This window comes from Paracoccus wurundjeri, assembly GCF_030678915.1.
GTDB lineage: Bacteria > Pseudomonadota > Alphaproteobacteria > Rhodobacterales > Rhodobacteraceae > Paracoccus > Paracoccus onubensis_A.
Genome location: NZ_JAUUTZ010000033.1, coordinates 18,997 through 44,361, shown reverse-complemented (window position 1 = coordinate 44,361; position 25,365 = coordinate 18,997). Strand labels below are relative to the sequence as shown.

The 25,365-nt window shown below is 57.4% G+C and carries 25 protein-coding genes and 3 pseudogenes; 13 read left to right on the top strand and 15 right to left on the bottom strand.

Features of this window, described 5'->3' with window-relative positions:
• Nucleotides 1–344: 344 nt before the first annotated feature.
• Complete coding sequence (locus Q0601_RS21995) at nucleotides 345–812, top strand: ribbon-helix-helix domain-containing protein (RefSeq protein ID WP_370656165.1); 468 nt, start codon at nucleotides 345–347, stop codon at nucleotides 810–812.
• A gap of 99 nt (nucleotides 813–911) precedes the next feature.
• The gene (locus Q0601_RS21990) at nucleotides 912–1,715 is read left to right on the top strand and encodes a FadR/GntR family transcriptional regulator (RefSeq protein WP_305292103.1); all 804 of its coding nucleotides are present in this window, start codon (nucleotides 912–914) and stop codon (nucleotides 1,713–1,715) included.
• Nucleotides 1,716–1,742: 27 nt separating this feature from the next.
• Here Q0601_RS21990 and Q0601_RS24780 read toward each other — a convergent pair whose 3' ends face one another.
• From Q0601_RS24780 to Q0601_RS21965, 7 genes and pseudogenes are all read right to left on the bottom strand, one after another.
• On the bottom strand, nucleotides 1,743–1,847 hold the full coding sequence (locus Q0601_RS24780; protein ID WP_370656167.1) for an MOFRL family protein: 105 nt from the start codon (nucleotides 1,845–1,847) through the stop codon (nucleotides 1,743–1,745).
• 62 nt (nucleotides 1,848–1,909) lie between these two features.
• A pseudogene (locus Q0601_RS24775) lies at nucleotides 1,910–2,422 on the bottom strand (MOFRL family protein); the annotation flags it as partial.
• Nucleotides 2,413–2,751 (bottom strand): DUF4147 domain-containing protein, encoded by a 339-nt coding sequence (locus Q0601_RS24770; RefSeq protein ID WP_370656166.1) that lies wholly within the window; start codon nucleotides 2,749–2,751, stop codon nucleotides 2,413–2,415. The gene Q0601_RS24770 and the pseudogene Q0601_RS24775, both read right to left, overlap by 10 nt.
• On the bottom strand, nucleotides 2,738–2,932 hold the full coding sequence (locus Q0601_RS24765; protein ID WP_370656164.1) for a DUF4147 domain-containing protein: 195 nt from the start codon (nucleotides 2,930–2,932) through the stop codon (nucleotides 2,738–2,740). The genes Q0601_RS24770 and Q0601_RS24765 overlap by 14 nt, the downstream gene beginning before the upstream one ends.
• A 60-nt stretch (nucleotides 2,933–2,992) precedes the next feature.
• Nucleotides 2,993–3,865, bottom strand: coding sequence for a 2-hydroxy-3-oxopropionate reductase (locus tag Q0601_RS21975; RefSeq protein WP_305292102.1), 873 nt, complete (start codon nucleotides 3,863–3,865; stop codon nucleotides 2,993–2,995).
• Nucleotides 3,866–3,970: 105 nt separating this feature from the next.
• Nucleotides 3,971–4,849 (bottom strand): HpcH/HpaI aldolase family protein, encoded by an 879-nt coding sequence (locus Q0601_RS21970; protein WP_305292101.1) that lies wholly within the window; start codon nucleotides 4,847–4,849, stop codon nucleotides 3,971–3,973.
• A 69-nt stretch (nucleotides 4,850–4,918) separates the two neighbouring features.
• The gene (locus Q0601_RS21965; RefSeq protein WP_305292100.1) at nucleotides 4,919–5,212 is read right to left on the bottom strand and encodes a putative quinol monooxygenase; all 294 of its coding nucleotides are present in this window, start codon (nucleotides 5,210–5,212) and stop codon (nucleotides 4,919–4,921) included.
• A gap of 204 nt (nucleotides 5,213–5,416) precedes the next feature.
• On the opposite strand from Q0601_RS21965, the gene Q0601_RS21960 reads away from it, so the two are divergent.
• The 5 genes from Q0601_RS21960 (at nucleotide 5,417) to Q0601_RS21940 (ending at nucleotide 10,218) form a co-directional block, all read left to right on the top strand.
• Nucleotides 5,417–6,412 carry a TRAP transporter substrate-binding protein gene (locus Q0601_RS21960; RefSeq protein ID WP_305292099.1) on the top strand — a complete coding sequence of 332 codons (996 nt, stop codon included), beginning with the start codon at nucleotides 5,417–5,419 and terminating at the stop codon, nucleotides 6,410–6,412.
• A gap of 79 nt (nucleotides 6,413–6,491) precedes the next feature.
• Nucleotides 6,492–6,998 (top strand): TRAP transporter small permease, encoded by a 507-nt coding sequence (locus Q0601_RS21955; RefSeq protein WP_305292098.1) that lies wholly within the window; start codon nucleotides 6,492–6,494, stop codon nucleotides 6,996–6,998.
• Nucleotides 6,999–7,008: 10 nt separating this feature from the next.
• Nucleotides 7,009–8,283 (top strand): TRAP transporter large permease, encoded by a 1,275-nt coding sequence (locus Q0601_RS21950; protein WP_305292097.1) that lies wholly within the window; start codon nucleotides 7,009–7,011, stop codon nucleotides 8,281–8,283.
• Between the two features lie 203 nt (nucleotides 8,284–8,486).
• Nucleotides 8,487–9,131: a cysteine hydrolase family protein gene (locus tag Q0601_RS21945; protein WP_305292096.1), complete on the top strand. Its 645-nt coding sequence runs from the start codon at nucleotides 8,487–8,489 to the stop codon at nucleotides 9,129–9,131.
• A 64-nt stretch (nucleotides 9,132–9,195) separates the two neighbouring features.
• The gene (locus Q0601_RS21940; RefSeq protein WP_305292095.1) at nucleotides 9,196–10,218 is read left to right on the top strand and encodes a ThuA domain-containing protein; all 1,023 of its coding nucleotides are present in this window, start codon (nucleotides 9,196–9,198) and stop codon (nucleotides 10,216–10,218) included.
• Between the two features lie 565 nt (nucleotides 10,219–10,783).
• On the opposite strand, the pseudogene Q0601_RS21935 reads toward Q0601_RS21940, so the two are convergent.
• Nucleotides 10,784–11,083 (bottom strand): annotated as a pseudogene (locus Q0601_RS21935) (aldehyde dehydrogenase family protein); the annotation flags it as partial.
• A gap of 35 nt (nucleotides 11,084–11,118) precedes the next feature.
• On the opposite strand from Q0601_RS21935, the gene Q0601_RS21930 reads away from it, so the two are divergent.
• A complete protein-coding gene (locus Q0601_RS21930) occupies nucleotides 11,119–11,241 on the top strand; it encodes a hypothetical protein (protein WP_305292108.1) in 123 nt (40 codons plus the stop codon).
• Nucleotides 11,242–11,353: 112 nt separating this feature from the next.
• Nucleotides 11,354–11,617 (top strand): annotated as a pseudogene (locus tag Q0601_RS21925) (IS5/IS1182 family transposase); the annotation flags it as partial.
• 60 nt (nucleotides 11,618–11,677) lie between these two features.
• On the opposite strand, the gene Q0601_RS21920 reads toward Q0601_RS21925, so the two are convergent.
• The 7 genes from Q0601_RS21920 to Q0601_RS21890 all read right to left on the bottom strand — a co-directional run bounded on the left by Q0601_RS21920 (nucleotide 11,678) and on the right by Q0601_RS21890 (nucleotide 19,028).
• On the bottom strand, nucleotides 11,678–12,688 hold the full coding sequence (locus Q0601_RS21920) for a Gfo/Idh/MocA family protein (protein ID WP_305292094.1): 1,011 nt from the start codon (nucleotides 12,686–12,688) through the stop codon (nucleotides 11,678–11,680).
• A 216-nt stretch (nucleotides 12,689–12,904) separates the two neighbouring features.
• Complete coding sequence (locus Q0601_RS21915; RefSeq protein ID WP_305292093.1) at nucleotides 12,905–14,035, bottom strand: Gfo/Idh/MocA family protein; 1,131 nt, start codon at nucleotides 14,033–14,035, stop codon at nucleotides 12,905–12,907.
• Nucleotide 14,036: 1 nt separating this feature from the next.
• Nucleotides 14,037–14,789, bottom strand: coding sequence for a sugar phosphate isomerase/epimerase family protein (locus Q0601_RS21910; protein WP_305292092.1), 753 nt, complete (start codon nucleotides 14,787–14,789; stop codon nucleotides 14,037–14,039).
• Between the two features lie 16 nt (nucleotides 14,790–14,805).
• A complete protein-coding gene (locus tag Q0601_RS21905) occupies nucleotides 14,806–15,894 on the bottom strand; it encodes an ABC transporter ATP-binding protein (RefSeq protein WP_305292091.1) in 1,089 nt (362 codons plus the stop codon).
• 3 nt (nucleotides 15,895–15,897) lie between these two features.
• Nucleotides 15,898–16,794, bottom strand: coding sequence for a carbohydrate ABC transporter permease (locus Q0601_RS21900; RefSeq protein ID WP_370656163.1), 897 nt, complete (start codon nucleotides 16,792–16,794; stop codon nucleotides 15,898–15,900).
• Nucleotides 16,787–17,689, bottom strand: coding sequence for a carbohydrate ABC transporter permease (locus Q0601_RS21895; protein ID WP_305292090.1), 903 nt, complete (start codon nucleotides 17,687–17,689; stop codon nucleotides 16,787–16,789). The genes Q0601_RS21900 and Q0601_RS21895 overlap by 8 nt, the downstream gene beginning before the upstream one ends.
• A 109-nt stretch (nucleotides 17,690–17,798) precedes the next feature.
• Complete coding sequence (locus Q0601_RS21890) at nucleotides 17,799–19,028, bottom strand: ABC transporter substrate-binding protein (RefSeq protein WP_305292089.1); 1,230 nt, start codon at nucleotides 19,026–19,028, stop codon at nucleotides 17,799–17,801.
• 294 nt (nucleotides 19,029–19,322) lie between these two features.
• On the opposite strand from Q0601_RS21890, the gene Q0601_RS21885 reads away from it, so the two are divergent.
• From Q0601_RS21885 to Q0601_RS21870, 4 genes are all read left to right on the top strand, one after another.
• Nucleotides 19,323–21,779: a beta-mannosidase gene (locus Q0601_RS21885; RefSeq protein WP_305292088.1), complete on the top strand. Its 2,457-nt coding sequence runs from the start codon at nucleotides 19,323–19,325 to the stop codon at nucleotides 21,777–21,779.
• Nucleotides 21,779–22,822 (top strand): LacI family DNA-binding transcriptional regulator, encoded by a 1,044-nt coding sequence (locus Q0601_RS21880; protein ID WP_305292087.1) that lies wholly within the window; start codon nucleotides 21,779–21,781, stop codon nucleotides 22,820–22,822. Before Q0601_RS21885 ends, Q0601_RS21880 begins: the two co-directional genes overlap by 1 nt.
• A gap of 113 nt (nucleotides 22,823–22,935) precedes the next feature.
• Entirely contained in the window at nucleotides 22,936–23,958 is a 1,023-nt protein-coding gene (locus tag Q0601_RS21875; RefSeq protein ID WP_305292086.1) for a LacI family DNA-binding transcriptional regulator, read from the top strand.
• Nucleotides 23,959–24,084: 126 nt separating this feature from the next.
• The gene (locus Q0601_RS21870; protein ID WP_305292085.1) at nucleotides 24,085–25,347 is read left to right on the top strand and encodes an ABC transporter substrate-binding protein; all 1,263 of its coding nucleotides are present in this window, start codon (nucleotides 24,085–24,087) and stop codon (nucleotides 25,345–25,347) included.
• Nucleotides 25,348–25,365 lie beyond the last annotated feature (18 nt).

Here is a 25,365-nt window from a genome sequence, read left to right as displayed (position 1 = left end):
AGACCCGATACAGCACGACCAGCCTCGGCTCGGTCAGTGCGGACAGATCCATGAAACCCTCAAGGGATCAACACCGCCTGAGCTATGCAATTACAGATCCTGACCCTAATTGAGAAGAAACCCTATGTGAGCGGTGGTCATACCACCAAGAATATCACGGTGCCTTTCTGACCTATGTAGTATCCGGTTAACACCCAGCGTAACGGAAGTGTGTCATGCTTACTGTCATCTACTGGGCAAAAGGGGGCAAGGGCAGGGGGAAATACATGAATACGCGATTTTGTCACCCGGAAACCACCTGCATGAGGCTGCAGGAAAAAAGATTTTCGTGGATTTTATTTTGAATGCATCCAAAGGCAATCTGGCCCTATCATGCATTCCTGCTTGTCAATGCGGATATCCCCTTTGGGCGGCGGACAATCGGCATCTTTGGCGTGGGAGAACCCTTGATGTGTCAACTATTCATTGAGGCGGACGCCTCGCAATGGCAGAGCCAAACGCATAGCCTGCGAATTGATGGGGTCGTTACATCGATCCGGATCGAGAATCATTTCTGGTCTACACTTACCGAAATCGGTCAGCGCGACGGTATGACGGTGTCACAGCTGATCACGCGACTTTGGCACGAATCTATGGACGCGGACCATGATCTGGGCAACTTTACATCCTTTCTGCGGGTTTGCTGTGCCCGCTATCATGCTTTGATCGCAGCAGGGGAAATCTCGCCTGATCTAAGCGTACCTATCGCGGACCATCCTGCGAAAAAGATTCTTGCTCGTGAACAGGCTAGGCGGAACCTTCGGATCAACTGATCCTGAAAGGAAAGGGCTACGGGCAGGGAGAGGCCGCAGCCACATGGCATTGCATTATCTGCGCGCCAGTGAAGCAATATGGATTGGGGAGGAAAACATATGGGAATCCAGACCGGTATTCCAACCAGCATGCCTCTTGAGATGCCCAGATTGTCATGCAACGATCGGATCCGATCATTGCATGATCTGATCACACGCGAAATTGCCTACCGAATCTTGCGCGGAAACTATGCCGTGGGAGAAATCCTGCCCGGCGAATCTGAGTTGATGGCCGAGTTCCGTGCTTCGCGCACCGCTCTTCGCGAAGCACTCAAGACACTGGCCGCCAAAGGGTTGGTTGTGGCTAAGACCCGGGTCGGCACACGTGTCTTGCCTGTCTCATTCTGGAACTACTACGATCCGCAAGTATTGTCTTGGAGGCTGGAGAACGGCGTGGATACCGAATTTCTGGTTAAACTGTTTGAAGTGCGCCAGGCGCTTGAGCCAGCAGCAGCGGCCTTGGCCGCAACGCAGCGAAAACCCGAAGATCTGGTCCGCCTGCGCCGGTATCTGCGGGAGATGAGCGCGTCTCATCGTACCGCCACCAGTTATGCCGAGCCGGACCTAGGCTTTCATCAGCAAATTCTGCTGGCGTCGCATAACCCATTCCTGCAAACCTTCAGTTCGATTATCGAAGCTTCAATCATATCTGCCTTCGGCATTTCTGCCCCCATTGAACGGCCTGAGCGGCACGCAAGATCGATCCAGCGTCACCAAATGGTCTATGATGCGATCCAGACCGGTGACCCCGCCAAGGCAAGTCGCGCTATGTCCGAAGTCATCGCCGAAGGGCTTGAGAACGCCCATATCGACAGAGCCGTGGAGCCAATCCAAATTTTTCTGCCGCTCGCTTCCTCTGCCTGATCTGGATGCCTACCACAGTAGGATCGCCTAGAAATCATTCACGTTTGTCAGCGTTGGGACGGTGAAAATCAGCCGATCTACTGCTTGGAAGTAATTATAGACATCATTCCGGGATAGATATTCGCGTTGCAGGCTCCCTTCGTCGCGCAGAGACAGGTTTTCGGCGAACCAGGCGCCTGCTTATCACCACTGCCGTCGCTTCCGTCGGTATCAGAGGCAATGGTCGCGCAGGAGGCATCCTCCATCGCAATCACAATTGCAAATGCCAGCAGAAATTCAGCATTACGTCCTCCCCGCCCGTCACAACGCACAGTGACCGTCGTTTCACTGCCGCTGAGCAATACAGCCGGAGCAGATACTGGAACTCCGTAACGCCGCGCAGAGTGAGCTATACCAGCACGCGATATTCCCATCTCTCGAGCCTCACCCAGAATCAGAGGCTGCAAACCAAAGGCAACAGCTTTTTCTGCTGCCGCGAGCAATGCCATCCGTGAATTGGCAATCACTTGGATGGGACCGGTCTGGAGCCCGGTATTCGACCGGGACCAGGTCAGAACGTCATGCGGGCCCGGAGGCAGATGAACGCCATAACGGTGGATGATGGACAAAACTTCATCGGGCGAGACATCCTCAATCACCGTCGGGCCGGACCCGATGATTGCCGGATCGTCTCGGGGCACATCAGAAATGATATAAGTTACAACCTTGGTTGGTGTGACAAATTACGCCGACTCTCCTCCTTGATTGCGGAAAGAGACTTGCGTACCAAATTCATACTGCCAATCGGGATCCCTCTGCGCAAAAGCTGCTGGTTGACCTTGCGTTTATCTTCAAACGTGACGCCCGACCCCGGACTGACAAGAAATGACGATGCGTCCCCTGACATCAGGACCACCACCAAATCATCAGCTCCTGCACTGCGTACAATGTCTGCAATCCGCGAGGCCCCCGAAAGCCCGGCCTGATCCGGCACCGGATGCGCGGCCTCTGGCACTTCGATCATCCATGTCGGACAAGAATAATCATAGCGCGTGATTACCAGCCCGCACAGGGGACTGTCTCAATGCATTGGCCATGCGGGCCGCCGCCTTTCCTGCCCCAACCACGATCACCCGTCCCCTTGGGCGAGAGGGAAGAATACCGTCAAACTTGCCCTCTGGGCCATATGCCGCAAGTGCCGCCCTGAACAGATCGTGCAGAACGGTTCTGCAGTCCACCTGGTATGCACGACAGGCGAACCGGGCAAGCCACCCGCCGGGGTTCCCAGCGTCTCTGCTTCAGGTGATTTCATGGGCGCCCATAACTTCGATCGCCCGCACCAGCGCCGAATGATCCCAGCCTGCTCCGCCCTGCGCAACGCAGGCCGAGAACAGTTGCTGTCCCGTGGCCGTGGCGGGCAAAGCCAATCCCATCTGACGAGCAGATTCCAGCGCGTTGTTGAGATCCTTTTGGTGCAGTTCGATACGGAATCCCGGATCAAAAGTGCGGGCAATCATCCGTTCGCCATGTACCTCCAACACCCGGGATGTCGCAAAACCGCCCATCAGTGCTTCACGTACCTTTGCAGGATCAGCACCGGCTCGCGAAGCGAAAACGAGTGCCTCGGCAACTGCACCGATGTTCAGCGCGACGATCATTTGGTTGGCGATTTTGGCCACCTGCCCAGCACCGGCATCGCCAACATGGGTGATGTTCTTACCCATCAGTTCAAACAGCGGCCGGGCGCGGGCAAAAGCCTCGGCACCGCCGCCTGCCATGATCGACAGCGTCGCCTGTTTTGCGCCGACTTCACCGCCCGAAACCGGCGCATCGACGAAATCGCAGCCCAAGTCCGCCAGCTTCGCGGCAAACGCTTTGGTGGCGACAGGAGAAATCGAGCTCATATCCACGACCAGCTTACCGGGCGTTAGCCCTTCGGCAACGCCATCAGCACCGAACAGGGCAGTCTCGACGTCAGGGGTATTAGGCAACATCAGGATAATCGTGTCGCTTTTTTCGGTAACCTCACGCGAGTTGAGGCAGAATGTGGCCGCCCCAAGCGCCACAGGACGCTTGCTGCGACCATAGATAGCCAGTTCATGCCCGGCAGCCAGTAAATGGCCCGCCATCGGCGCGCCCATGATCCCAACTCCGATAAATCCAATCTTCATATTCAATCCGTCCGCTATGCCTGCATCCATAGAAAGCTGTGCCCGCCCTGCAGAAGCATGGTACGGGTGGTAAGCCGGACGACCGAAGTCGTCCGGACAAAACACTTAATTACGAGCCGTTTCTTCCAACTCAGCGGCCGCACCTGCGGCAACAAGGCTCAGGTCCGCACCACCCTGAAAGCAGGTGAAATCCTGACGATCAGCGCGCCATTTCAACGGGCCGCAAACCTTCTTTCCGTTGGCCTGAGCGGCAGCAACAATACGGTCAACAATGGCTTCATACTCTGGATCACCTTCTGAATAGCCGGAGAAGTTGCCCAGATCACCCGACGCGACCATCAGCGCGTCTATACCTTCTACCTCGGCAATTTCTTCAACGTTCTCAACGCCCTCCATCGTTTCGATCATCGTGATCACCACAATATTCTCGTTGAACGAATTACGATATCCGTTCGGAACATCCTTGTAGAAGTCCGAGAACTGACCTCCGCCCGAGCTATGGCGTCCTACCGGCGGGAAGTAGGTCCATTTCACGACCTCACGGGCTTCCTCTGCGCTGTCGATGGTCGGAACGACCAGAACCATTGCGCCTGCGTCCATCGCGTGCTGGATTTCGCGTTCGGTCGTTTCCGCAATACGAACGCCCGGAACTGCCGGCGCATCGTGACATTCGCGATACATCGAGGCGAGCGATGCCCAGTTCGTTTGATCGTGCTGCATTTCAACCCAAACGAAGTCATAGCCAGCATTTGCCATCGAGCAATAGATGCGCGGGTTGTCCGAACGGACAGTGCCGCCGACCAGGTCCTCACCAGCCAGAATTTTCTGCTTGGCGGTGTTCCAAACTTCAACCTCGCCCTCCACATCGAAGCTTGGACCATATTTGAAATCAGCGGCCTTAAAGTCCGGATCTTGCGCAAGGGCTGGAAACGCCAAAGCCGATGCTGTTATGGCGGCAAGGGCCGCTTTCGTTGTGAGTTTCATGTTAGTTCTCCTCCTATTTTAACTGGATTACAGAAGTTATTTGTTCATTTCCAAAATAATGAAGATGAATTACATAACCTCTGCTGTGTAGAAATTGCGAATCCGATCATCCAGCAGCGGAACAACCTTGACTTCCAGAATATTCTTGAAATGCACAGTTTTCCGGTGATCCTCGAGCGCCGCCTCATCAATATACGACTCAACCAAAAGAAGGCGATTTTCTACACCATGTGGGCGCAAAACCTGATATCCAAGACAGCCAATTTCTTCGGCCTTTACCAAGACGCTCATCTCTTTAAGTCCTTGCAAGACATCTTGCATTTTTCCGGGTTTAACGTGGTATTCGACTGTCATAACAATCATGAAGTGATGCCCCCCTTTTGATAAATATGAGGATTAGGATGCAGAATAATATTAGTCAAATCTTCCTATTAAATACTTTTCTTAATGCTATAATCTTATAATATTATTAAATGGTAGATTTTATCATTTCTCTTGCGGTTAAACTCTCCACGGCTTTCACTGCACCCAGCTTATTATAATGACATTGCTTGGGGAGGGTACATAATGTCAGTACATCACAGGAAATTGGGCGTACTGTCTCTGGTCGCGGCAGGGGTAATAATGATAGGCAGCGCAGCTGTCGGGCAAACAGTTATTCGTGTTAATGTTTCGATGCCGAAAAATGGTCATCATGGCGTGGCAATTGACGCATTTGCAGAAGAACTGGAACGGCTGACCGACGACCGGTATGATGTCCAGACCTTCTATGCCGGTGCACTGGGTGCGGAACGCGAATCGATTGAAGGCGTGCAGCTTGGCACGCTGGAAGTGACCTTCACATCAACCGGACCTGTGCCGAACTTTGTGCCCGAACTGGAAGTTCTGGACGTCCCCTACCTGTTCCGCGACTATGAACATGCGCGTGGCGTCCTGGACAGCGAAATAGGTGAAGAACTGCTGGCCCGGTTTGAAACCGCCGGCATCAAGGGGCTGGCCTGGGCAGACAATGGCTTCCGCCATATGACCAATAACATCCGTCCGATCACGTCGCCCGACGATCTTGACGGAATGAAGCTGCGCACGATGGAAAATCCGGTGCACATCGCAGCCTATCGCGAGCTGGGAATCCTGCCCACACCGATGGCATTCACCGAAGTCTTCGCAGCGCTGCAGCAAGGTGTAGTTGACGGTCAGGAAAACCCCATTTCGGTGATTGAATCCAACAACTTTCAGGAGGTGCAGAAATATATGACCCTGACGGGGCATGTGTTTTCGCCCTGTGTCTTCTTGATGAATCTCGATCTGTTCGACTCTCTGCCAGCTGAAGATCAGGTGGCTTTCGTCGAAGCTGCCAAAGTCGGGGCTGCTGCCAACCGCGCCCGGGTGGACGAGGATGAAGCCAACGCGCTGGATACCATGCGCGCCGCCGGAATGGAAATCATCGAAGACATCGAACGTGATGCCTTTATCGAGAGGTTAGCCGAATCCCGGCAGGACTTTATCGACGAAAACGGCTCGGAAGACCTTGACCGGATTCTCAACTGGCAACCGTCGGACTGATCCGCACTGCAGATAATGTGCGAACATCCGCACAGATGATCGCTTATCCTGATCACCCCGGACGGGAGTTATATCGAACATGATCGCCATTCTGCGCTTTGCGGACAGAACTTTCATCGCTGTCCTTTCAGCCGTTTCTTCAGCATTGCTCGCGCTGGCAGCCTGCCTTGGTCTTTTGCAAGTGTCGTCACGCTTTTTCTTCAAGTTCCCCTTTGAGTGGACCGAGGTTCTGGTTCGCATCAGCCTGAACTGGATGGTGTTTCTGGGAATGGCGGTACTGTTCCGCACAGGCAGCATGATCACCATGGACCTCATGCGTCGAAAATTGCCGGCTCGGTGGCGGAAAAGCCATGAAGTGGTTCTTCTTATGCTGACTCTTATCTTTCTGGCGATGCTGGGCTGGTGGGGGCTGGACTACACCCTCCGCAGCACGAGACAGGCGATCATCGGACTGGAATTCATGACCGTCTTCTGGGCCTATCTGGCCATCCCCATCGGTTGCCTGTTCGCCGCGTTTGCAACGATTGCACATTATTTTGACCCTCCGGCAGACTCAGCCGACACGGAACTCGAGCACACGATCTAGGGGAACCTGAATGTCCTATCTTATGTTGGCCGTTACTCTTATCGGCTTTGCCATTTCCCTGCCTGTTGCCGCCGCGCTTGGGCTGGCGGGGATCGCGGGTCTGTGGCTGAGCGGCGCAAACATGTTGATCTTGCCGAAAGAAATCTTTTCGGCCATCGACAAGTTCCCACTGGCAGCTATTCCGTTCTTCATTCTGGCTGGTAATATCATGGAGCGCGGCGGCATCTCCAGCCGCCTTGTCGCCTTGGCAAAAGCGATGGTCGGCGGATTGCCGGGCGGGCTGGCCGCGACCTGCGTGCTGACCTGCATGATGTTTGCGGCTGTATCCGGATCCTCGATTGCGACAACCTTTGCCATTGGTGCGATTCTGATCCCGGCACTGGTAAAACACGGCTATCCCCGTGGCTATGCCGGGGCGTTGCAAGCCACTTCGGCTGAACTGGGAATCATCTTACCACCCTCTATTCCGTTGATCCTTTACGGTGTCGCTGCCGAAGTTTCGATCGGACAACTTTTCATCGCCGCGATTGGGCCGGGGTTATTCGTCGGTACCGTGATGTTAATCTTTACGCTGCTTTATTGCCGCTACAAAGGCTATGGCCAGAATGATCATGTTGACCGCCTGCCGGTGGCGCACGCATTCTTGGCAGCCCTGCCTGCATTGTCGTTGCCGATTATCATATTGGGCGGCATCTATACCGGCATCACCACCCCGACCGAGGCATCCATTATCGCCGTCTTTGCCGCGCTGATCGTTGGCATGGGGATATATCGCGAGGTAAAGATCCGCGATATTCCCGTCATCCTGCACAAGTCAGTTATCTCGGTTGCCATGATCATGATCATCATCGCTTGTGCGGGTCTTTTCAGCTATATGATCACTCGCGCCGGTGTGCCCGATCAACTTGGGCGTTTTCTGACAGAGCATTTCGAAAGCAAGCTGATCTTCTTGATCGTCTTGAATATCGGCCTGCTGCTTATTGGAATGATCCTTGAAACTAACTCGGCGGTTTTGGTTCTGACGCCGATTATCGCGCCTGTTGCCATTCAGATAGGTGTTGATCCGGTTCATTTGGGATTGATTATGATCGTAGCCCTCGCCATCGGCATGGTCACACCGCCTATGGCAGTAAATGTCTTTGCTGCCTGTACAGTCGGAAAAATTCCGTTCGATCACGTGGTCCCGCGTCTGATACCGATGATTGGTATGATGATCTTGTGCCTGATCGTTATTACTTATGTTCCGGAAATTTCTTTGTTTATGCGAGATTTTATTTACAAGTAACAGCCAGGATTAAGTAAAAAATGAGAATATCTTGGGGAGTTTCTTATAATAATATGTGTATTTATATTATTATATCATTAAGATTTAATTTTTCCCGTGTAATTGATGAAAGCTTCCCATTCGCGCTATGGTTATTTCCAATAAATCGCGAAGTGACACGCCAAAAAACGGCATAACGGACAGATTTCAATCTGGAGGAAAAAATGAATCCCAAAAAAAACGCATTAGTTCTGATCGAATTCCAGAACGATTTCACCACGCCGGGCGGTACGCTGCACGATGCTGTCAGGCCAGTCATGGATAGCACGAACATGCTGACAAACACCATCAACACTGTGGCCGAAGCCCGCATAATGGGTGTGCAAATCGTGCACGTGCCGATCAGCTTCGCCGAGGGGTACAAAGAATTGCGCGCAGACCCATATGGTATCCTGAAGGGAGTTGTTGATTCTTCATCCTTTCGCAAAGGCGAATGGGGTGCCGAGATCGTCGACGCTCTGAAGCCTGTGGATGGTGATATTGTCATCGAAGGTAAGCGTGGCCTGTGCGGTTTCGAAAGCACCAACCTTGACTTCATCCTGCGTAGCCGGGGCATCACTGGATTCGCGCTTGGTGGATTCCTGACCAACTGCTGTGTCGAATCGACCATGCGCAGCGGTTACGAAAAGGGTTATGACGTCGTCACCCTGACCGACTGCACTGCTACGCTCAGTCAGGAGGAGCAGGTTCACGCCTGTACCAAAAACTTCCCGATGTTCTCGCGACCTCTCGATCATACCGAGTGGTTGGCCGAACTGACCGGCGGTGCTGTCAACGTAACCGAAGGTGGCGGCTACGCCCGCGCCTGACCCGAAGATCCGCGCTGGTGACAGGCAACGTTACCGGCACAGCCCAATATCAGGAGGAAGCCCGATGTCCGAAGACAAAAAACCGACCCTGTCGCGTCGTGCACTTTTTGCGACCGCTGCTGCGACCGCAGCTCTGCCTCTGGCCGTTCGCGCCGAAGGCACTTCGCCGCTTGGCGTTGGCGCACCGATCAACAGCACCTCAACGACTGACCTGCCTACGCAGGGTGGTGTTGGCCCGATTCGTGTGCTGTTCGTCACGGCGTTCCACGCCTTCGACCGGGAAAACTTGTTTCGGATGCTCGACCGCTTTGGTGAAGACATCACCTGGACTCATATCGAGCATCCCGCAGCTGAACATTTTTTCGACCCTGAACTGGCCAAGGCTTATGATGTATTTCTGTTCTATGATGCTTTCGCTGGGCGCGAGCAAACCGGTCTCGATGCAGATGGCAAGCCAGTTTACGAATATCGTGCCCCGTCCGAAAAACTTCAGGCTGACCTGAAGCAGCTGCTGATCGATGGAGACAAGGGCTTCGTCTTCTTCCATCATTCGCTGGCATCTTGGGTTCATACTTGGCCTGCCGGCGTCAGCGGGACCAACGCCTATATCGAAGTGATGGGTGCAGCTGCCGACTGGGGCAATGACATCAAGAACGTTCGAGGCGTGGACTACCCGAAATCCGGCTACCGTCAGGGCACCGAACAGCGCTTCACTGTGGTCGATACAAATCACCCCATCACGGCGGGCATCACCGACTTCGACCTCGTGGACGAGCCCTATCTCTGCCCCGTTCTGGAAGATTCGGTGCATCCGTTGCTATCCACCGACTTCAAGGCCGAAGTTGAATCATTCGCCCATGCGCCGAACCGCGCGAATGTTGGCGACGGCCACCCCCCGGGCAGCAATCTGGCCGGATGGTACAAGAGCGCCGAGAATTCACCGGTCGTTTACATTCAGCCCGGCCACGACAATAACGCCTGGTCGCATCCGGCCTATGAACAGCTTATGCTGAACGCGATCAAATGGGCGGCGTCGCAAGAGGCGAAGGACTGGGCACGATCCAACGCGACAAAAATCTTCATCTGATTATAAGCTTTCTCCTTTAGGCCGGGGCAGAGAAGCTGTCCCCGGCCTTTTGATTTCTACTCCCAATCACTCCAGGCAATCTATGCTCGGACCACTCTCTCAACGCTCTTCGGCCGGGCGGGGTTTTCTGACGTTGCCCCCGCGTTTATCGTAAGCGCGCCGCCGATCTCCTCCTGCCATTTCTGAGGGGCTGCCGCTTGGCCTGACGGCGGCCAGTTTCTAGGCCCCATCCCTATAAATTTCATATCCGGAAGATGATGATCGCGGCCAGGATGATGGCGTTGAGGAAGATGTCTCCGCATCGCTCATAGCGTGCCGCGACCCCAACCGTATCATATTTGATACCGTTAGGCGCCTTAAAGGTCTATCCCGCCTGTGCGTTTTTCTAATTGATCTTGACGGGTTGACTGATCCGGAGCTGATTTATGTCGCGGCAAGTCGAGCCAATGTTCTGCTTAAAATAGCCGGGACAGCGGAGGGTATTGCTCGACTGATTCGATCTGAAGTGACGTCGAACCACTAATGGAATGTCTTTGATTTGCGCCAGATACAATTGTTCGCACGTTGCCGGCTCCCCATCGTTGGTTTGGACGTAGTTGACCAAGCCGTAAGGGGCGTCGTTGGCGATGGCGACCGCTTCTTCCTCAGTCTCAAAAGGGATCACCGTCAGCACCGGACCAAAAATTTCCTCACGGGCGATCGTCATCTGATTATTTGCATCCGCAAAAATAGTGGGACGAACGAAAGATCCCTTATCAACGCCCTCCGGACGACCCGAGCCGCCCACGACTAACCGAGCGCCCTCATCATCCCCCTTCTGGATGAACGTCTGGATCTTGTCCCATTGGGCCTTATTGACGATCGGGCTCATTTGCGAACCTTCTTCCGAGGCGGACCCTATTGAGATATCTGCGCCGCTACCTGCCCGAATTTCTTCCACGCAAACCGCTGACGCTGGCTGCACTGGACGATATCTCGTCCGAACCGGATCGTGACCGAACCTCATCGGATCCGCTGCCCTGACACGCATCATGCAGGGGTGGGTTCTGAACTTCCTGAGTCCCATATGCTGGCTGGTTTGATGGCCAGCACACCACATTTCCGGACCGAGATGGTTGGCAATGTCCGCCCACCCAAGCCATGGAAGACCGTCACCCTCGGGGCTATCGCAAGAAATGAAGCGCTACGTGCAGCGAAATACCTCGGCCGGGCGTTGTGGCGACGATGGAGCCGATATCACCGCCGGAGCCGCGTCGAGGCAAAGATGCACTGCGTGAAACTGCTGGGCCAGCGGCTCATGGCACGGGACTTCGACCGCCGGATCGCAGAACTCCAGGGCCGCATCGCTGTCCTGAACGGCTACACCGCACTCGGCATACCTGTCACAGAGCTCGTGGGACAGGTCTGTTCGCGGAAACGAGAACTCAGACCATCATCCGATTTGTGCAACAGAGCCGCGTCAGAGCATGATCGCCTCCCATCGTTCGCTTACAGAGGCGCGTGTCAGGGCCTCGATTGCGGAAGCGTTGCGGATTGTATCCTCGGGACCATTGAGTGGAGTCTCACCGCTGACGATCGCGCGGGAGAACTCCTCAACCTGCAGCCGATACTGGTCAGCGGGCGGTAGGACCTCGATCTGTCGCCCTTTGCCGAACAAATCCGAACCCTCATCGATGATCAACCGAGCCGCGTGATCCGACGGGCAGTTGAATGGCGCATCAAAAAGCATGTAGCCCTCGGCACCAAGGATTGTCATCTGCTGCGTCAATGCCGATTGCGTTGCGACAGTAAAGCCCAGATGCGAGCCATTGGGAAAACGGATTGCTCCGGTTGTCAGCCGGTCGGTTCCGAATTCTGGATCGCGATCCATCACGGCACAAACTGCCTCGGGCTCGGAATCGAAAAGCCAGCGGCCGGCCCGAACCGCATAGCAACCGATATCATAAAGTCCACCGCCACCGATATCGGCCTGATTGCGGACATTATCGGGATCGGTATTTGAATAGCTGAACAGCACCTGGATCGCCAAGGGTTTGCCGATCCGTCCCTCGCGCAACAACTCGCGTGCCCGCACCCATTGCGGATGGTGGCAGACCATAAATGCCTCGGCCACCTGCCGGTTTGCGGCCGATGCCGCTTTGGCGACCTGCCTTGCCTCGGCCTGGGTCATGGCCAGTGGCTTTTCACATAGCACATGCTTTCCCGCCTGCAACGCCTGCAGTGTAACAGGCACATGCAGGTGATTGGGCAGTGGATTGTAAACTGCATCGATTTCGGGATTGGCCAGCAATTCGTCATAGCTGCCATAAGAGCGCTCGATCCCGAAGTTACGGGCCACGCCCTCGGCACGGTCCAATTGCCTGGAGGCGATAGCACGTAAATCACAACCTGCTGCTACGCGTAATGCGGGAAGCATCGCCTTGATTCCTATTCCGGCCGTGCTGAGAACACCCCAACGAATGGGTTCCATATCGATTTCTCCGGGTTTGTTGTGATTGGAAGACGTAAACGAGAGGCATTGCATCAGGCTATAGACCTCAGTCTTCCCGTCTCGCGGTGCAGCATATATCACCTTTCAACGCGGTCCAAACCAGTACTGGGCTTGAACTCCTGAAAGATGCAGTTGCTGGTATTGATGGACAAAGGTGATGTTAGCCGCCGCAAATTGCACTTTCGTATCCATGGATCAGTGCAGCAGCGCCCGGGCGGCATCCGGCCCCATCGCATCAGGACGGCGGCATGTCGTTGCCAGCGTTATCCATTCGCCGGTCTCACCCGCCCGAAGGATCGAGGTCATCACATCGATCACATGCAATGCCCGCGACTGGTCGCACAGGAAGTCCCCGCCATCGAGTATGGCCCGCGCCATGTCGGCCAGCCCGGCAGTGCGGTAATTCGCCCTGTCGCCCTGCTCGTGGGGCTGGTTTGGGAGGCCGAACGGATGATCCCACGGCTCGACGGCCGTCAGAGTCCCGCCACGCCGGGCGATCTCGAGCCCGCCGCCGAAGAAATTGGGATCGGTAAGGATCAGGCTGCCTTCGCTGCCATAGATCTCCATATTGCCGTGCCTGTGACCATGCACATCCCACGATGCGCCCAATGTCACCATTGCCCCCGATACGAACTGAAGCAATGCATGGATCGTCGTGGGGGTCCTGACCGGAATCCGTTCCCCGGCGCGGGGCTGGGAGGTAATGATCCGTTCCTCGCTGGCCTTGCCGGCAAGTGCCGTCACCCTTGCGACCGGCCCCAGCAGGTTGACGAAGTTGGCGATGTAATAGGGCCCCAGATCCAGAATCGGGCCGCCGCCCGGCAAAAAGAAGAAATCCGGGTTCGGATGCCAATGCTCCATTCCGGGCGACATGACATGAGCGGTGGCGCTGTGCACCTGGCCGATCTCTCCCGCGTCGATCAGCGCCCGTGCCTGCTGATGCGAGCCGCCAAGGAAGGTGTCGGGGGCCGAGCCGACGCGAAGGTCCTTCGCAGCGGCGATCTCTGCCAGCTTCCGGCCTTCCCCGACCGACAGGACGAAGGGCTTTTCGGAATAGACATGCTTGCCTGCCTGCAACGCCGCTTTCGAAACATCGAAATGTGCGGCGGGAACGGTCAGGTTGACGACGATGTCGATTCCGGGATCGACCAGCATCTCTTCGGGCGCAAGGGCTTTGACCTGCCATTCCCCTCCTGCCTTCGCCGCCGCGTCAGCGTTCAGATCGGCAACAGCCGTGATCCGGATGCCTTTGAACAGCGGGGACAGTTCGAAATAGGTTTTCGAGATGGTTCCCGCACCCATGATGCCAATGTTCAGATCGTCCATGTCATGCACCCAGCCCGGCGTGCAGTGCTGCGCCGGCCTTGGCGAAACGCGCGTCATCGGAAGGATTGTCATGCTCCATCACGAAAATTTGCGCCCTTGTATTCGTCAATGCCTTGTAAAGCGCGGCCCAGTCCAGCGTTCCGGAACCCGGATCGGCCCATCCATCCTCGTCAAGTTTCTCGCCTTGGGAGGCGATATCCTTGACATGCGCGGCGGTAATCCGTTGCGCGTGTCTTTCCAGCCATTCGAAAGGATCTGCGCCGCCACGGGTGATCCAGGCGATATCGGCTTCCCATTCAAGATCGGGACCGCCATCAAGAATGGCCTGCATGGGAATGGTGCCGTCCGGTTCCGTCTTGAACTCGAAATCATGGTTATGCCAGCCAAAGCCAAGACCGGCCTCGCGCAGCGGCGCTCCGGCGCGGTTAAGGCGGGCGCCAAAATCATGCCAGCCGGTGGCGTCACCGGGACGCTGATCGGGCTGGATGAAAGGCGCGTAATAGGTCCGCACGCCAAGCCGCCCTGCCAGATCGACGAAACGCGCCGGATCGCTTTCCAGATCGGCCAGGTTGATATGCGCGCTCGGCGCATGCAGGCCATTCGCCTCGACCGCCCGCACAAGTGCGTCGGGGTCGCCAAAAAGCCCGCCGAATGGCTCGACCGCCTCATAGCCAAACCGGGCCAGCATCGCGCAAGTCTGCTCGAGCCCGGCAAAATTGCGGGAAGAATAAAGCTGATATGACAGAACAGGCATTCGTCGTTCCTTGGGTTCAGAGTCGAAGTTCACTTTGCGGATCGAAAAGCGATGCGCGGGCGATATCGAAGGACAGGTTCAGGCTGGTGCCGTCGGGATAGTGGGTGTCGTCCGGGGTACGCAGTGCGAAGCGCTGACCGTCCAGCCGCAGGTAGATCACGCTTTCCGCGCCCATATGCTCCTGAAGTTCGACAGTGGCCGCGATGCCGGACTCCGGGCCATCGATGCGAAAATCGGTATGTTCGGGCCGGACGCCAAGGATTGCAGCACCGTCTCGCGGGGTGCCGTCATATCCGTCAAGGCTGGTCGCGCGGCCATTGAACCGGAACTGTCCACCCGAGATCTCGCCGGAGATGAAATTCATCGACGGAGAGCCGATGAAGCCGGCGACATAGAGATTGACCGGCTTTCTGTAGATTTCATCCGGGCTGGCGAATTGCTGGATCACGCCCTCGCGCAGCAGGGCGATCCGGTCGGCCAGCGTCATCGCCTCGATCTGGTCATGGGTGACATAGACCATCGTGTTGTCAAGGGTTTCATGCAGCCGTTTGATCTCGACCCGCAATTCCGCCCGCAGCTTGGCGTCCAGATTGGACAGCGGCTCGTCGAACAGGAACAGGTCAACATCGCGCACCAAGGCCCGCCCGATGGCGACGCGCTGACGCTGCCCGCCGGACAGCGCCGCAGGTTTGCGGTCAAGATAGTCCTCGATCTGCAGAATCCCGGCGGCCCGGTCGATGCGCTTCGCGATCTCATTCCGGGGCAGCCGCGCGTTCTTGAGGCCGAAAGCAAGATTGCCGCGCACGCTCATCTGCGGATAAAGGGCATAGGATTGAAACACCATGCCGATGCCGCGATCCTTGGGCTCATCCCAGGTGACGTTTCGACCGTTGATGAATATTTGCCCGTCCGAGACATCCAGCAGCCCGGCAATGCAGTTGAGGATGGTTGACTTGCCCGAGCCGGAGCCGCCCAGCAGCACGATGAACTCGCCCTGCCGGATCTCCATGTTGACATCCTTCAGGACCTGAACGGCGCCAAAGGAAAGTTGTAGGCCCTTGATGGACAGGGATGTTTCGGATGTATTCGGCGTTTGATCCAGCATGACTTATCCTTTCACGGCACCAGCGGCGATGCCGCGGACAAAAAGCCGCCCTGAGACGAAATAGATGAGAAGCGGGACAAGGCCGGTCAGAATGGTCGCGGCCATGTTCACATTGTATTCCCTGACGCCTGTGGTGGTGTTGACGATGTTGTTGAGCTGCACCGTCATCGGATAGTATTCGGGTTTCGTGTAGACGACGCCGAACAAGAAATCATTCCAGATTCCAGTGACTTGCAGGATCACGGCGACAACGAAGATCGGCAGTGACAACGGCAGCATGATCCGGAAATAGATGCCCCAGAACCCGGTGCCATCGACGCGCGCCGCCTTGAACAGTTCTTCCGGCAGGGTCGCGAAATAGTTGCGGAACAGCAATGTCAGGATCGGCATGCCGAACACTGTATGGACAAGGACAAGACCGGTCAGGGAACCGTAAAGTCCGAGTTCGCGCAGCAAAATGACCATCGGATAGATCATCACCTGATAGGGGATGAAAGCGCCTATCATCAGGATGGCAAAGAAGAACTCGGCCCCCCTGAACCTCCAGTTCGCAAGCGCATAACCATTGATCGACGCGATCAGGATCGACAGGAAGACCGAAGGGACGGTGATGCGCACCGAGTTCCAGAAACCGCGCTGCAGCCCCTCGCAGTTCAGGCCGGTGCAGGCTTGCGACCACGCCTTGACCCAAGGCTCGAATGTCGCCTCGACCGGGGGCGAGAAGATGTTTCCGACCCGGATTTCCGGCAGCCCCTTCAAGGAAGTCATGACCATGACGTAAAGCGGTATAAGGTAATACAGCGCCACGACGATCAGCGTGCCATAGATCATGATATTGCGGCCCGAAAGCCGGTGACGCGGTTTTGACCCACGCGGGCCGTCGAATGCGATATCAGCCACGCTTCCTGCCTCCGAATTCCAGATAGGCCCAGGGAATGATGATGATCGCCACCGTCACCAGCATCATTGTCGAGGCGGCGAAGCCCTGACCGAGATTCTGGTTCAGGAACATCTGGTCATAGACATATTTCGCAGGCACCTCGGACGAGATTCCCGGCCCGCCATTGGTCTGGGCGACCACGAGGTCATAAACCTTGACGATACCAGCCGTGACGATGACCAGCGCGGTGATAAAGACCGGGCGCAGCATGGGGACGACGACGAAAAGATAGGTCTTCCAGGCGGGCACACCATCGATCCTGGTCGCCTTCCAGATCTCGTCGTCGACGCCCCGCAGCCCTGCAAGCAGCAGGACCATCACGAAGCCGGTGCCTTGCCAAAGCGCGGCGATCACGACGCCTAACATGACGATCTTGCCATTGTTGAGCGGATCAAAGGTGAAGCTTTCCCAGCCAGTCGCCCTGACGATCGACTGAAAGCCGAAATCGGGATTCAGGATCCATTGCCAGACGACACCGGTGACGACAAAGCTGAGCGCGAAAGGATAGAGCAGAACCGTCCGGAACACGCCTTCAAAGCGGACTTTCTGATCCAGCAGGCAAGCCAGCACGAACCCGATCACGAAGGAAAAGATCAGCATACAGGCGCCGAAAATGACAAGGTTCTGGATGGAAATCAGCCATTTGGCGTTGCTCCACAACCGCTCGTATTGTGTCAGCCCGATGAAATCGCGACGCGGCAGAAGGCCGGACTTGGTGAAGGAATAGACCACCGTCCACAGCGAGAAGCCGACAAAGACCACCATGGCCGTAAGGATCATCGGAATCGCGGCGATCTTTGCGTTGAGATTCCGGAAAAGCCGGGATGGACGTCCGGAGCCGTTCGCTTTGGCCATGAATACGTTCCCGAATTTGGCGTGAAGGTTATATCGGGCCAGTCATCTTGGCCGTGACATTCCGGGGCAGGGCGGGGACGGTCCGAACCGCCCGCGCGATTGCAGGGCTTCAGCTGTCGTATTCGAGAATGCTGATCAGGCCTTCCTTCACGTCATCCACCGACATCTCCGGCTGATTGAAGAACTGGATCATGAGATCGGCCAACTGGTTACCCGCATCCGCCGACAGGACCTGGTCCATCCCGTCCACGACCGTTCCGTTGGCAAGGATGTCCAAACCCTTGCGCATGCAGTCATTCGCCGTCTCGAGATCGACATCGCCGCGAACCGGCATGGAGCCTTTCTTGAGGTTGAACGCGACCTGCGCCTCGGGCGAGATCATGACCCGGGCCAGTTCCTCTTGCGCGGCGGTCATTTCCGGATCGTCGACGGCGGGGAAATAGAACGCGTCGCCGCCGGTCGATACGATATCCGCAAGGCCAAGACCCGGCAGGCAGGTGTAATCCTCACCGGCGACCTTTTCGGCCACGGCAAATTCACCTTGCGCCCAATCGCCCATCACCTGCCCGCCGGCTTCGCCATTGATCACCATGGTCGTCGCCTGGTTCCATTCCTGGACATTCGAACCGGACGCGAGTTCGCGGGCCGTTTCCAATGCGGCGAACGCCTTCTCCATCTCGGGGCCGTTTACCGCCTCGACATCCTTTTCGTTGAAGACCCTGGCATAGATCTCGGGTCCCGCGATAGCGGCGGCGACATTCTGAAGCACAAGCGACGCCTGCCAGGGTTGCTGCCCGATGACCAGCGGCTGAATGCCGGCCTCGCGCAAGGCCGGTGCGGACTCGACAAACGCGTTCCAGTCCGTCGGCACTTCGATCCCGGCCTTCTCGAACGCATCGTTGGAAAGCCAAAGCCAAAGCTGCGAATGGATATTCACGGGAACACAGTAGATCTCCCCGTCGATCTCGCAGCTTTCGAGGATCGAGGAAGGATGCACGATATCCCGCCAGCCGTCTTCGGAGGCGACATTTTCCAACGAACGCATCAGGCCGGCTTCGACCAGTTCCTGCGCCTGCTGGCCGTGGTTAAACTGTGTCGCGCCCATCGGATCACCGCCGGTAATGCGGCTGACCATGACCGGGCGCGCCGTACTGCCCGATCCGGCGATCGCGCCGTCCACCCATTTGTTGCCGGTGGCATCGAATGCCTTCGCGAATTCTGCCACGGCAGCAGCCTCCCCGCCCGAGGTCCACCAATGAGTGACCTCGACCTCCTTTGCCTGGGCCGCGCCAAGGGCGAAGATCGCCGCCGTCGCCGCGAAGAAGAATTTTTTGGACATGTCGCCTCCCTGTGGAACTGTTCGATCGAATCAATGCACAGGTTTAACGTTAATTTATACCTGCCATTCGACCAACAAATTTTTCCGGAATGATTGCGGTAACTTACCAAATATTGCGAAGATTACATTGACGTCAAACCAACGCTAGATGTAACGATTTTTGTATGGTTTATCGTTATACCTATTTATATCCTAAGGCTCCACCCGACCTGAAGGAGCAGGGGTTTGAGCGCCATATGCGTGGACCGGAAATGTCGCTTTTCCGCCTGCCCGCGAACAGGAGGATCGCATTCGATGGATATGCAGATGGAAGCCGTGTTGCCGGATCTTTCGCTCGACGAGGGCTGGACGCTGGCTCGCGCAGGGGGTGGGCCTTCGTTGCCCATGGACTTCCCGAACGATATTCATTCCGTCCTGCTGGCGCATGGTGTCATCGCGGATCCCTATTGGCGCGACCGCGAGGCCGAGCTTGACTGGATACATGAAAGCGAATGGCTGGCCGAGCGCAGCTTTGATCTCGGTGTGTTGCACGATGGCCGTCACACCCTGACGCTGGACGGGGTCGATTGCCATGCGATCGTGAGCCTGAACGGGGTCGAGATCGGTCATCTGGGGAACCGTTTCCTGCGCCATGACCTCGACGTGACCGAGGCGGTGGTCGAGGGCAGCAACCATCTTGTCATCCGCTTCCTGTCGAATACCCGGATCGCGCGGGACAAGGCCGGTGCCTTTCCCTTCCCCGTGCCCCATATCCATTGGAACAACCGGCTGCCGCATTACAATTTCCTGCGAAAGCCGCAATGCGACGCGGGATGGGACTGGAATATTGCGCTCAGCCCGATCGGGGTGCATGGCGGCATTCGCCTGCGGCGCAGCGATGCGTTGCGGCTGGATGATGTGCTGCTCCGGCAGTTTCACGAGGGCGGCCGCGTGCGGATTGAGATCGACCTGATGACGGAAGTGGCGCGGTCGGTGGAAACAGAGGCGGTGATCCGCATGGATGGGCAGTCCGTGGTCGAGCGGTTCCGGCTTTGGCCGGGCGGGAATCGCAGCACCATCTCGATCTGGATCGACAATCCGCGCCTGTGGTGGCCGGCCGGACACGGGGGGCAGGAAATGTACGATGTCGACCTGCGGATTGGGGATCAGAGCCGCAAGCTTCATATCGGTCTGCGAGAGGTGGAGCTTCTCAGCGATGCCGACGGCATCGGCAACCGCTTCGCCTTCCGGGTGAACGGGCGAGAGATATTCATGCGCGGCGCCAACTGGGTCCCAGCCGACGCTCTGCCCGCCCGCGCGACGGAGGAAACCGTCGCCGATCTGCTCGACAGCGCGGTGATGACGAATATGAACATGATCCGGGTCTGGGGCGGCGGCTGCTACGAGCCGGATTTCTTCTATGAAATGTGCTCAGAACGTGGGCTGATGGTCTGGCAGGATTTCATGTTCGCCTGCAATCTCTACCCTGCCGCCGACCGGCAATGGCTCGACATGGTGCGAAACGAGACCCGGCAACAGGTCCGCCGCCTGTCCGTGCATCCCTGCATGGCGCTCTGGTGCGGGGACAACGAACTGATCGGTGCGATCGGCTGGTTCCCGGAAAGCAAGGCCGACCGGGATCGCTACCTTGCCATGTATGACCGGCTGAACCATGCACTGGAAGAGATCGTCGAGGACGAAGCCCCGGGCATTCCGTGGTGGCCCTCTTCGCCATCCGTCGGGCCGCTGAATTTCGGCGATAGCTGGCATAACGACACTAGCGGCGACATGCATTTCTGGGATGTCTGGCACTCGGCCAAAGATTTCGAACATTACCGGAGTGTCCGGCCGCGCTTCTGCTCGGAATTCGGCTTTCAGTCCTTCCCGTCAGCGCGGGTGATCGAAAGCTTTACCGAAGCGGCGGACCGGAATGTTTCCTCCGGGGTGATGGATGTCCATCAGCGCAACCCCGGCGGCAACAGCCGCATCGTCGAGACGATCGCGCGTTACTTTCCGTTCCCCGATTCCTTCGACGACATGATCTGGTTGAGCCAGATCTCGCAGGGCCTGGCGATGAAGACCGCAATCGAAAGCTGGCGCGCCGCCAAGCCGCGCTGCATGGGTGCACTGTATTGGCAGCTTAACGACTCATGGCCGGTGGCAAGCTGGTCCAGCCTTGAATATGGCGGTGCTTGGAAGGCGGTTAACTACATGGCGCGTCGCTTTTATGCGCCGGTCATGGTGACGGCCCAGCCTGATGCCGAGACGGGAGAGATCGTGCTTTATGCGGTCAATGACACGAATGAGCCGGCTTCGCTGACTGTCGCGGCCCGCTCGGTCCGGATCACGGGCGAGATGCGGGGGCTCGGCGAATGGAGACAGCCATGCCCCGCGGATAGAGCGACCGAGATCGCCCGCCTGTCCCCCGACAGCCTCGGGCAGGATGCATTCCTGCATTTCGACTGGAGCGATGCTGACGGGAGTCATCGTGGTGAGAATGATTACCTGCCGAAGCGGCCGAAGGAATACGATCTTCGATCCCCGGAAATAACTGTTGAAGCCGGGGTCGCGGCTGATGGTGCGCCCCAGGTCGCGTTTTTCACGGATTATCCAGCATTCTGGGTGACATGGGACCTCGGCGGCGATACGATCTGGTCCGATAATTGCATGACCCTGCTTCCCGGCCGGCGGCGGATTCTGAAGGCGCTTCGCCAGAGGCCCGCGGATCTGCCCATCCGGCCACCAGAATTGAGGGCTTTGAAAGGTTGGTGATGGAGCGTTCCGGCTCAAGCGGCAGTCCCGTAACATTGAAAACCATCGCCAACGAGCTTGGCGTATCGGTGACGACCGTCGCGCGTGCATTGAAGGATGGTTACAAGGTCGGACCGGAAACGGTACGAAAGGTCCGCGAAACCGCCGACCGGCTCGGCTATGTCCGTAACCTGGAGGGCGCCAAGCTGCGCACCGGCAAGACGCTGGTCGCCATGGCATTCCTGGATTTCGCCGAAGAGGAAGAGATCGGGGATTCCGGCGCCGTCGGCATCCTGAACGGTTTTCACAAATGCCTTGCCGGCACCGATTACGCGGTCCGGGTGGTTCCGGCCCCCCGCGACGGATCGGCGATCGAGCGTATCCGGGAGGTCGTCCGGGGCCGCCTTGCCGATGGGATGATCCTCGATCTCACCGAATTGCAGGACGCGCGGGTAAAATATCTGCTGGAGGCAGATTTCTCCTTTGTCACCTATGGCCGCACCGAGCTGTTCTCCGAGCATGCCTGGTTCGACATCGACAACGAATTTGCGGCCTGGCAAAGCACCGATGCCCTGCTGCGTGACGGTTGTAGGCGGGTTGCTATGATCGACGGGGATCCGCGCTACACCTATGTCCGGCAAAGGCTGCGGGGCTATGAACGCGCCTTGAGCGAGCATGGGGTCGATCCCGATAGCGCCCTGCGCTACCATTCCGTGCTTGCTGCGGATGTCGCACGTGCAGCTGTCGGTCCGCTTCTCGAACAGGGAGCTGACGGCTTCGTTTGCTCCAACGAGTTGACATTCCTTGGTGCGCGCGCCGGTGTCCGGGACCGGATCGGTGATGATGTCCAACGAATCGGTTTCGCCCTGCGCTCGGGAACCAGTATCGGCAAATATGTGGCGACCAAGGTGCACGCTTCGCATTTCTCGCATGTATCCACCGGGCGGGCTCTGGCGGAATTGCTGCTGAAACGGATCGGCGGGGCGGATCCACGCGATTGCCAGCATCTGGCAAGAACAAGCCTTGTTACCACCGGGAACGAGAATGAGGCTATCATCCGATGAACCGCCAGCAATCGGAAATTTGACCGTTCCTGATTACACCTTGTTGATTCCCGAAGATTTGATTTACGATCGTCAAAACGCGGCAAGTCAATACCTCAAGCATCGAGCATCCCATGTCCCGACCAACCATCCATGATGTGGCGCGTGTCGCCGGAGTAAGTCTTTCTACGGTGGATCGCGTTCTGAACGGACGTGAGGGCGTCAAGAGCGTGACGCAAAACCGGGTTGCCGAGGCTATAAGGCAGCTCGGCTATGAACGGAATATCGCGGCCGCCAATCTGTCGCGGAAGCGGCGTTATCGGCTGCTTTTCATCCTGCCGGGCGGCGGGAACAGTTTTATGCGCGGGCTGGAGCAGGAGATCGCCGCGCAGATGGATGCCTGGGAATTCACCGCGATTTCCGTCACCAATGTACCCGCTTTCGACGATGCCGCACTGGCTGACGCCCTCAGGCGGGTTGATCCGCAGGGAACGGATGGCGTGGCGCTGGTTGCGACCGATTCCGCCATCGTGCGCGCGGCATTGGCGGAACTGCGCGGCAAGGGTATCGCGGCGGTCACGCTCGTATCGGACCTGCCGTCATCGCAAAGGCAGCGTTTCGTCGGCATCGACAATGTGCAGGCCGGGCGCACCGCAGCCAGCCTGCTGGGGCGGTTCTGTCGCTGGCGGCCCGGGCGGATTGCCCTTGTGGCGGGGTCGATGCTGGTGCGGGACCATGCCGAGAGGCGGCTTGGTTTCGAGCAGGTGCTGAGATCGGAGTTTCCCGAGCAGGAGGTTCTTCCCCCGCTGGAAGGTTTCGACGATCAGGAAATCGTCGGGGACCGATTGACGGATATGCTGTCAGGCACGCCCGACGTGGTCGGGATATATAGTCTCGGTGCCGGCAATCGCGGCGTTGCGCGCGCCATCGCCCCGCTGCCAGCCGAGCGGCGGCCGTCCGTCGTGGTTCACGAACTCACTGCCTATTCCCGCGAAGCCCTGCTTGACGGCAGTTTTGATGCTGTGATCCATCAGGACCGGGCCCAGGAAATCAGGGTTGCGGTCGAACTGCTGCAGGCGCTGATCGACGGCTCGCCCATCGATCCGGACGCGCAGCGGATCGGCGTCGAGGTCTATCTGCGCGACAACCTGCCGTAACATTCCTCGCCGGCTGCCGTGGAGTTCACCATTGCATGATCGAATTTTTTGACGTACGTTCGTCAATAAACTCGATTCTTCGTCAGTCAGAGTGCTGACCGGGAAGCCGATATCAGGGAGGAATACATGAAACATGCAATTGCGGCATTCGCAGCGCTGATTGGCGCCGCAGGTGTTCAGGCCGCTAATGCGCAGACGGTGATCAACGTCCTGCGCGTCGCGGTGAACGATGAGCAGGAAGCCTATTTCGAACAGATCGCGCAGGCCTTCGAGGCCGAGCATGAAGGGGTCGATATCAGCTTCGAATACATCGCTAACGAGGCTTACAAATCCAAGCTGCCGACATTGCTGCAATCGGATGCCCGACCCGACATCTTCTATAGCTGGGGCGGGCAGACTCTGATGGAACAGGCAGAGGCGGGTTTCCTGCAGCCGATCTCGGATCTGCTGCCCGAGGGCTTCGCAGAAACCATGCCCGAAGCGGGATTGCAGGCCTATTCGGTCGATGATGTGCTTTACGGCCTGCCGCAATACCCGACCGAGGTGGTGTTCTGGACCAATACCGCGCTGACCGAACAGGCCGGGATCGATATCGGCTCAATCAAAAGCTGGGAAGATTTCCTGGCCGCGGTCCAGACGCTCAGGGATGCCGGGATCACGCCCATTATCGCGGGTGGGCAGGACAAATGGCCGCTGCATTTCTACTGGAGCTACCTGGCCCTGCGCGAAGGCGGTCCGGATGCCGTGGCAAAGGCGATGGCAGGCGAAGATGGCGGTTTCGAGAACGCGGCATTCATCGAAGCCGGCAAGGAATTCCAGCGGCTGACCGAGATGGAGCCGTTCCAGCCCGGCTTCATGGGCACGACCTACGAAACCGCCAGCGGCATGTTCGCCGACGGCGAGGGCGCCTTCCACCTGATGGGGGACTGGGATTATCTGCCGATGCGCGAACGCTCCACCAACGGCGAGGGACTGCCGGATGAACAACTTGCCATCATCAGCTTTCCCGCGATCAGCGACCCGGTCGCGCCCGGCGGTGAAACTGCCACGCTTGGCGGGATCAACGGATGGGCCGTCTCGAATTCCGCCGAACCGGAGGCCGTCGAATTCCTGGCCTTCATGCTGAATGCCGAGAACCAGCGCGAAGGGGGGCGGCAGGAATTGTTCATTCCGATCGTGAAAGGCGCGGGCGATGCGTTGGAAAACCCATTCTTCGCCAAGGTCGCCGAACATATCGGAAACAGCAGTTATCACCAGATCTTCCTGGACCAGTTCCTTGGGGCCTCGGTTGGCGCAACCGTCAACGACGCCTCGGCAGATCTCGCCCAGGGCGCGACCACGCCCGAAGATGCGGCGGCCCAGATACAGGAAGCATGGGATTTTCGCTGATACCTGACTGACGCTCAC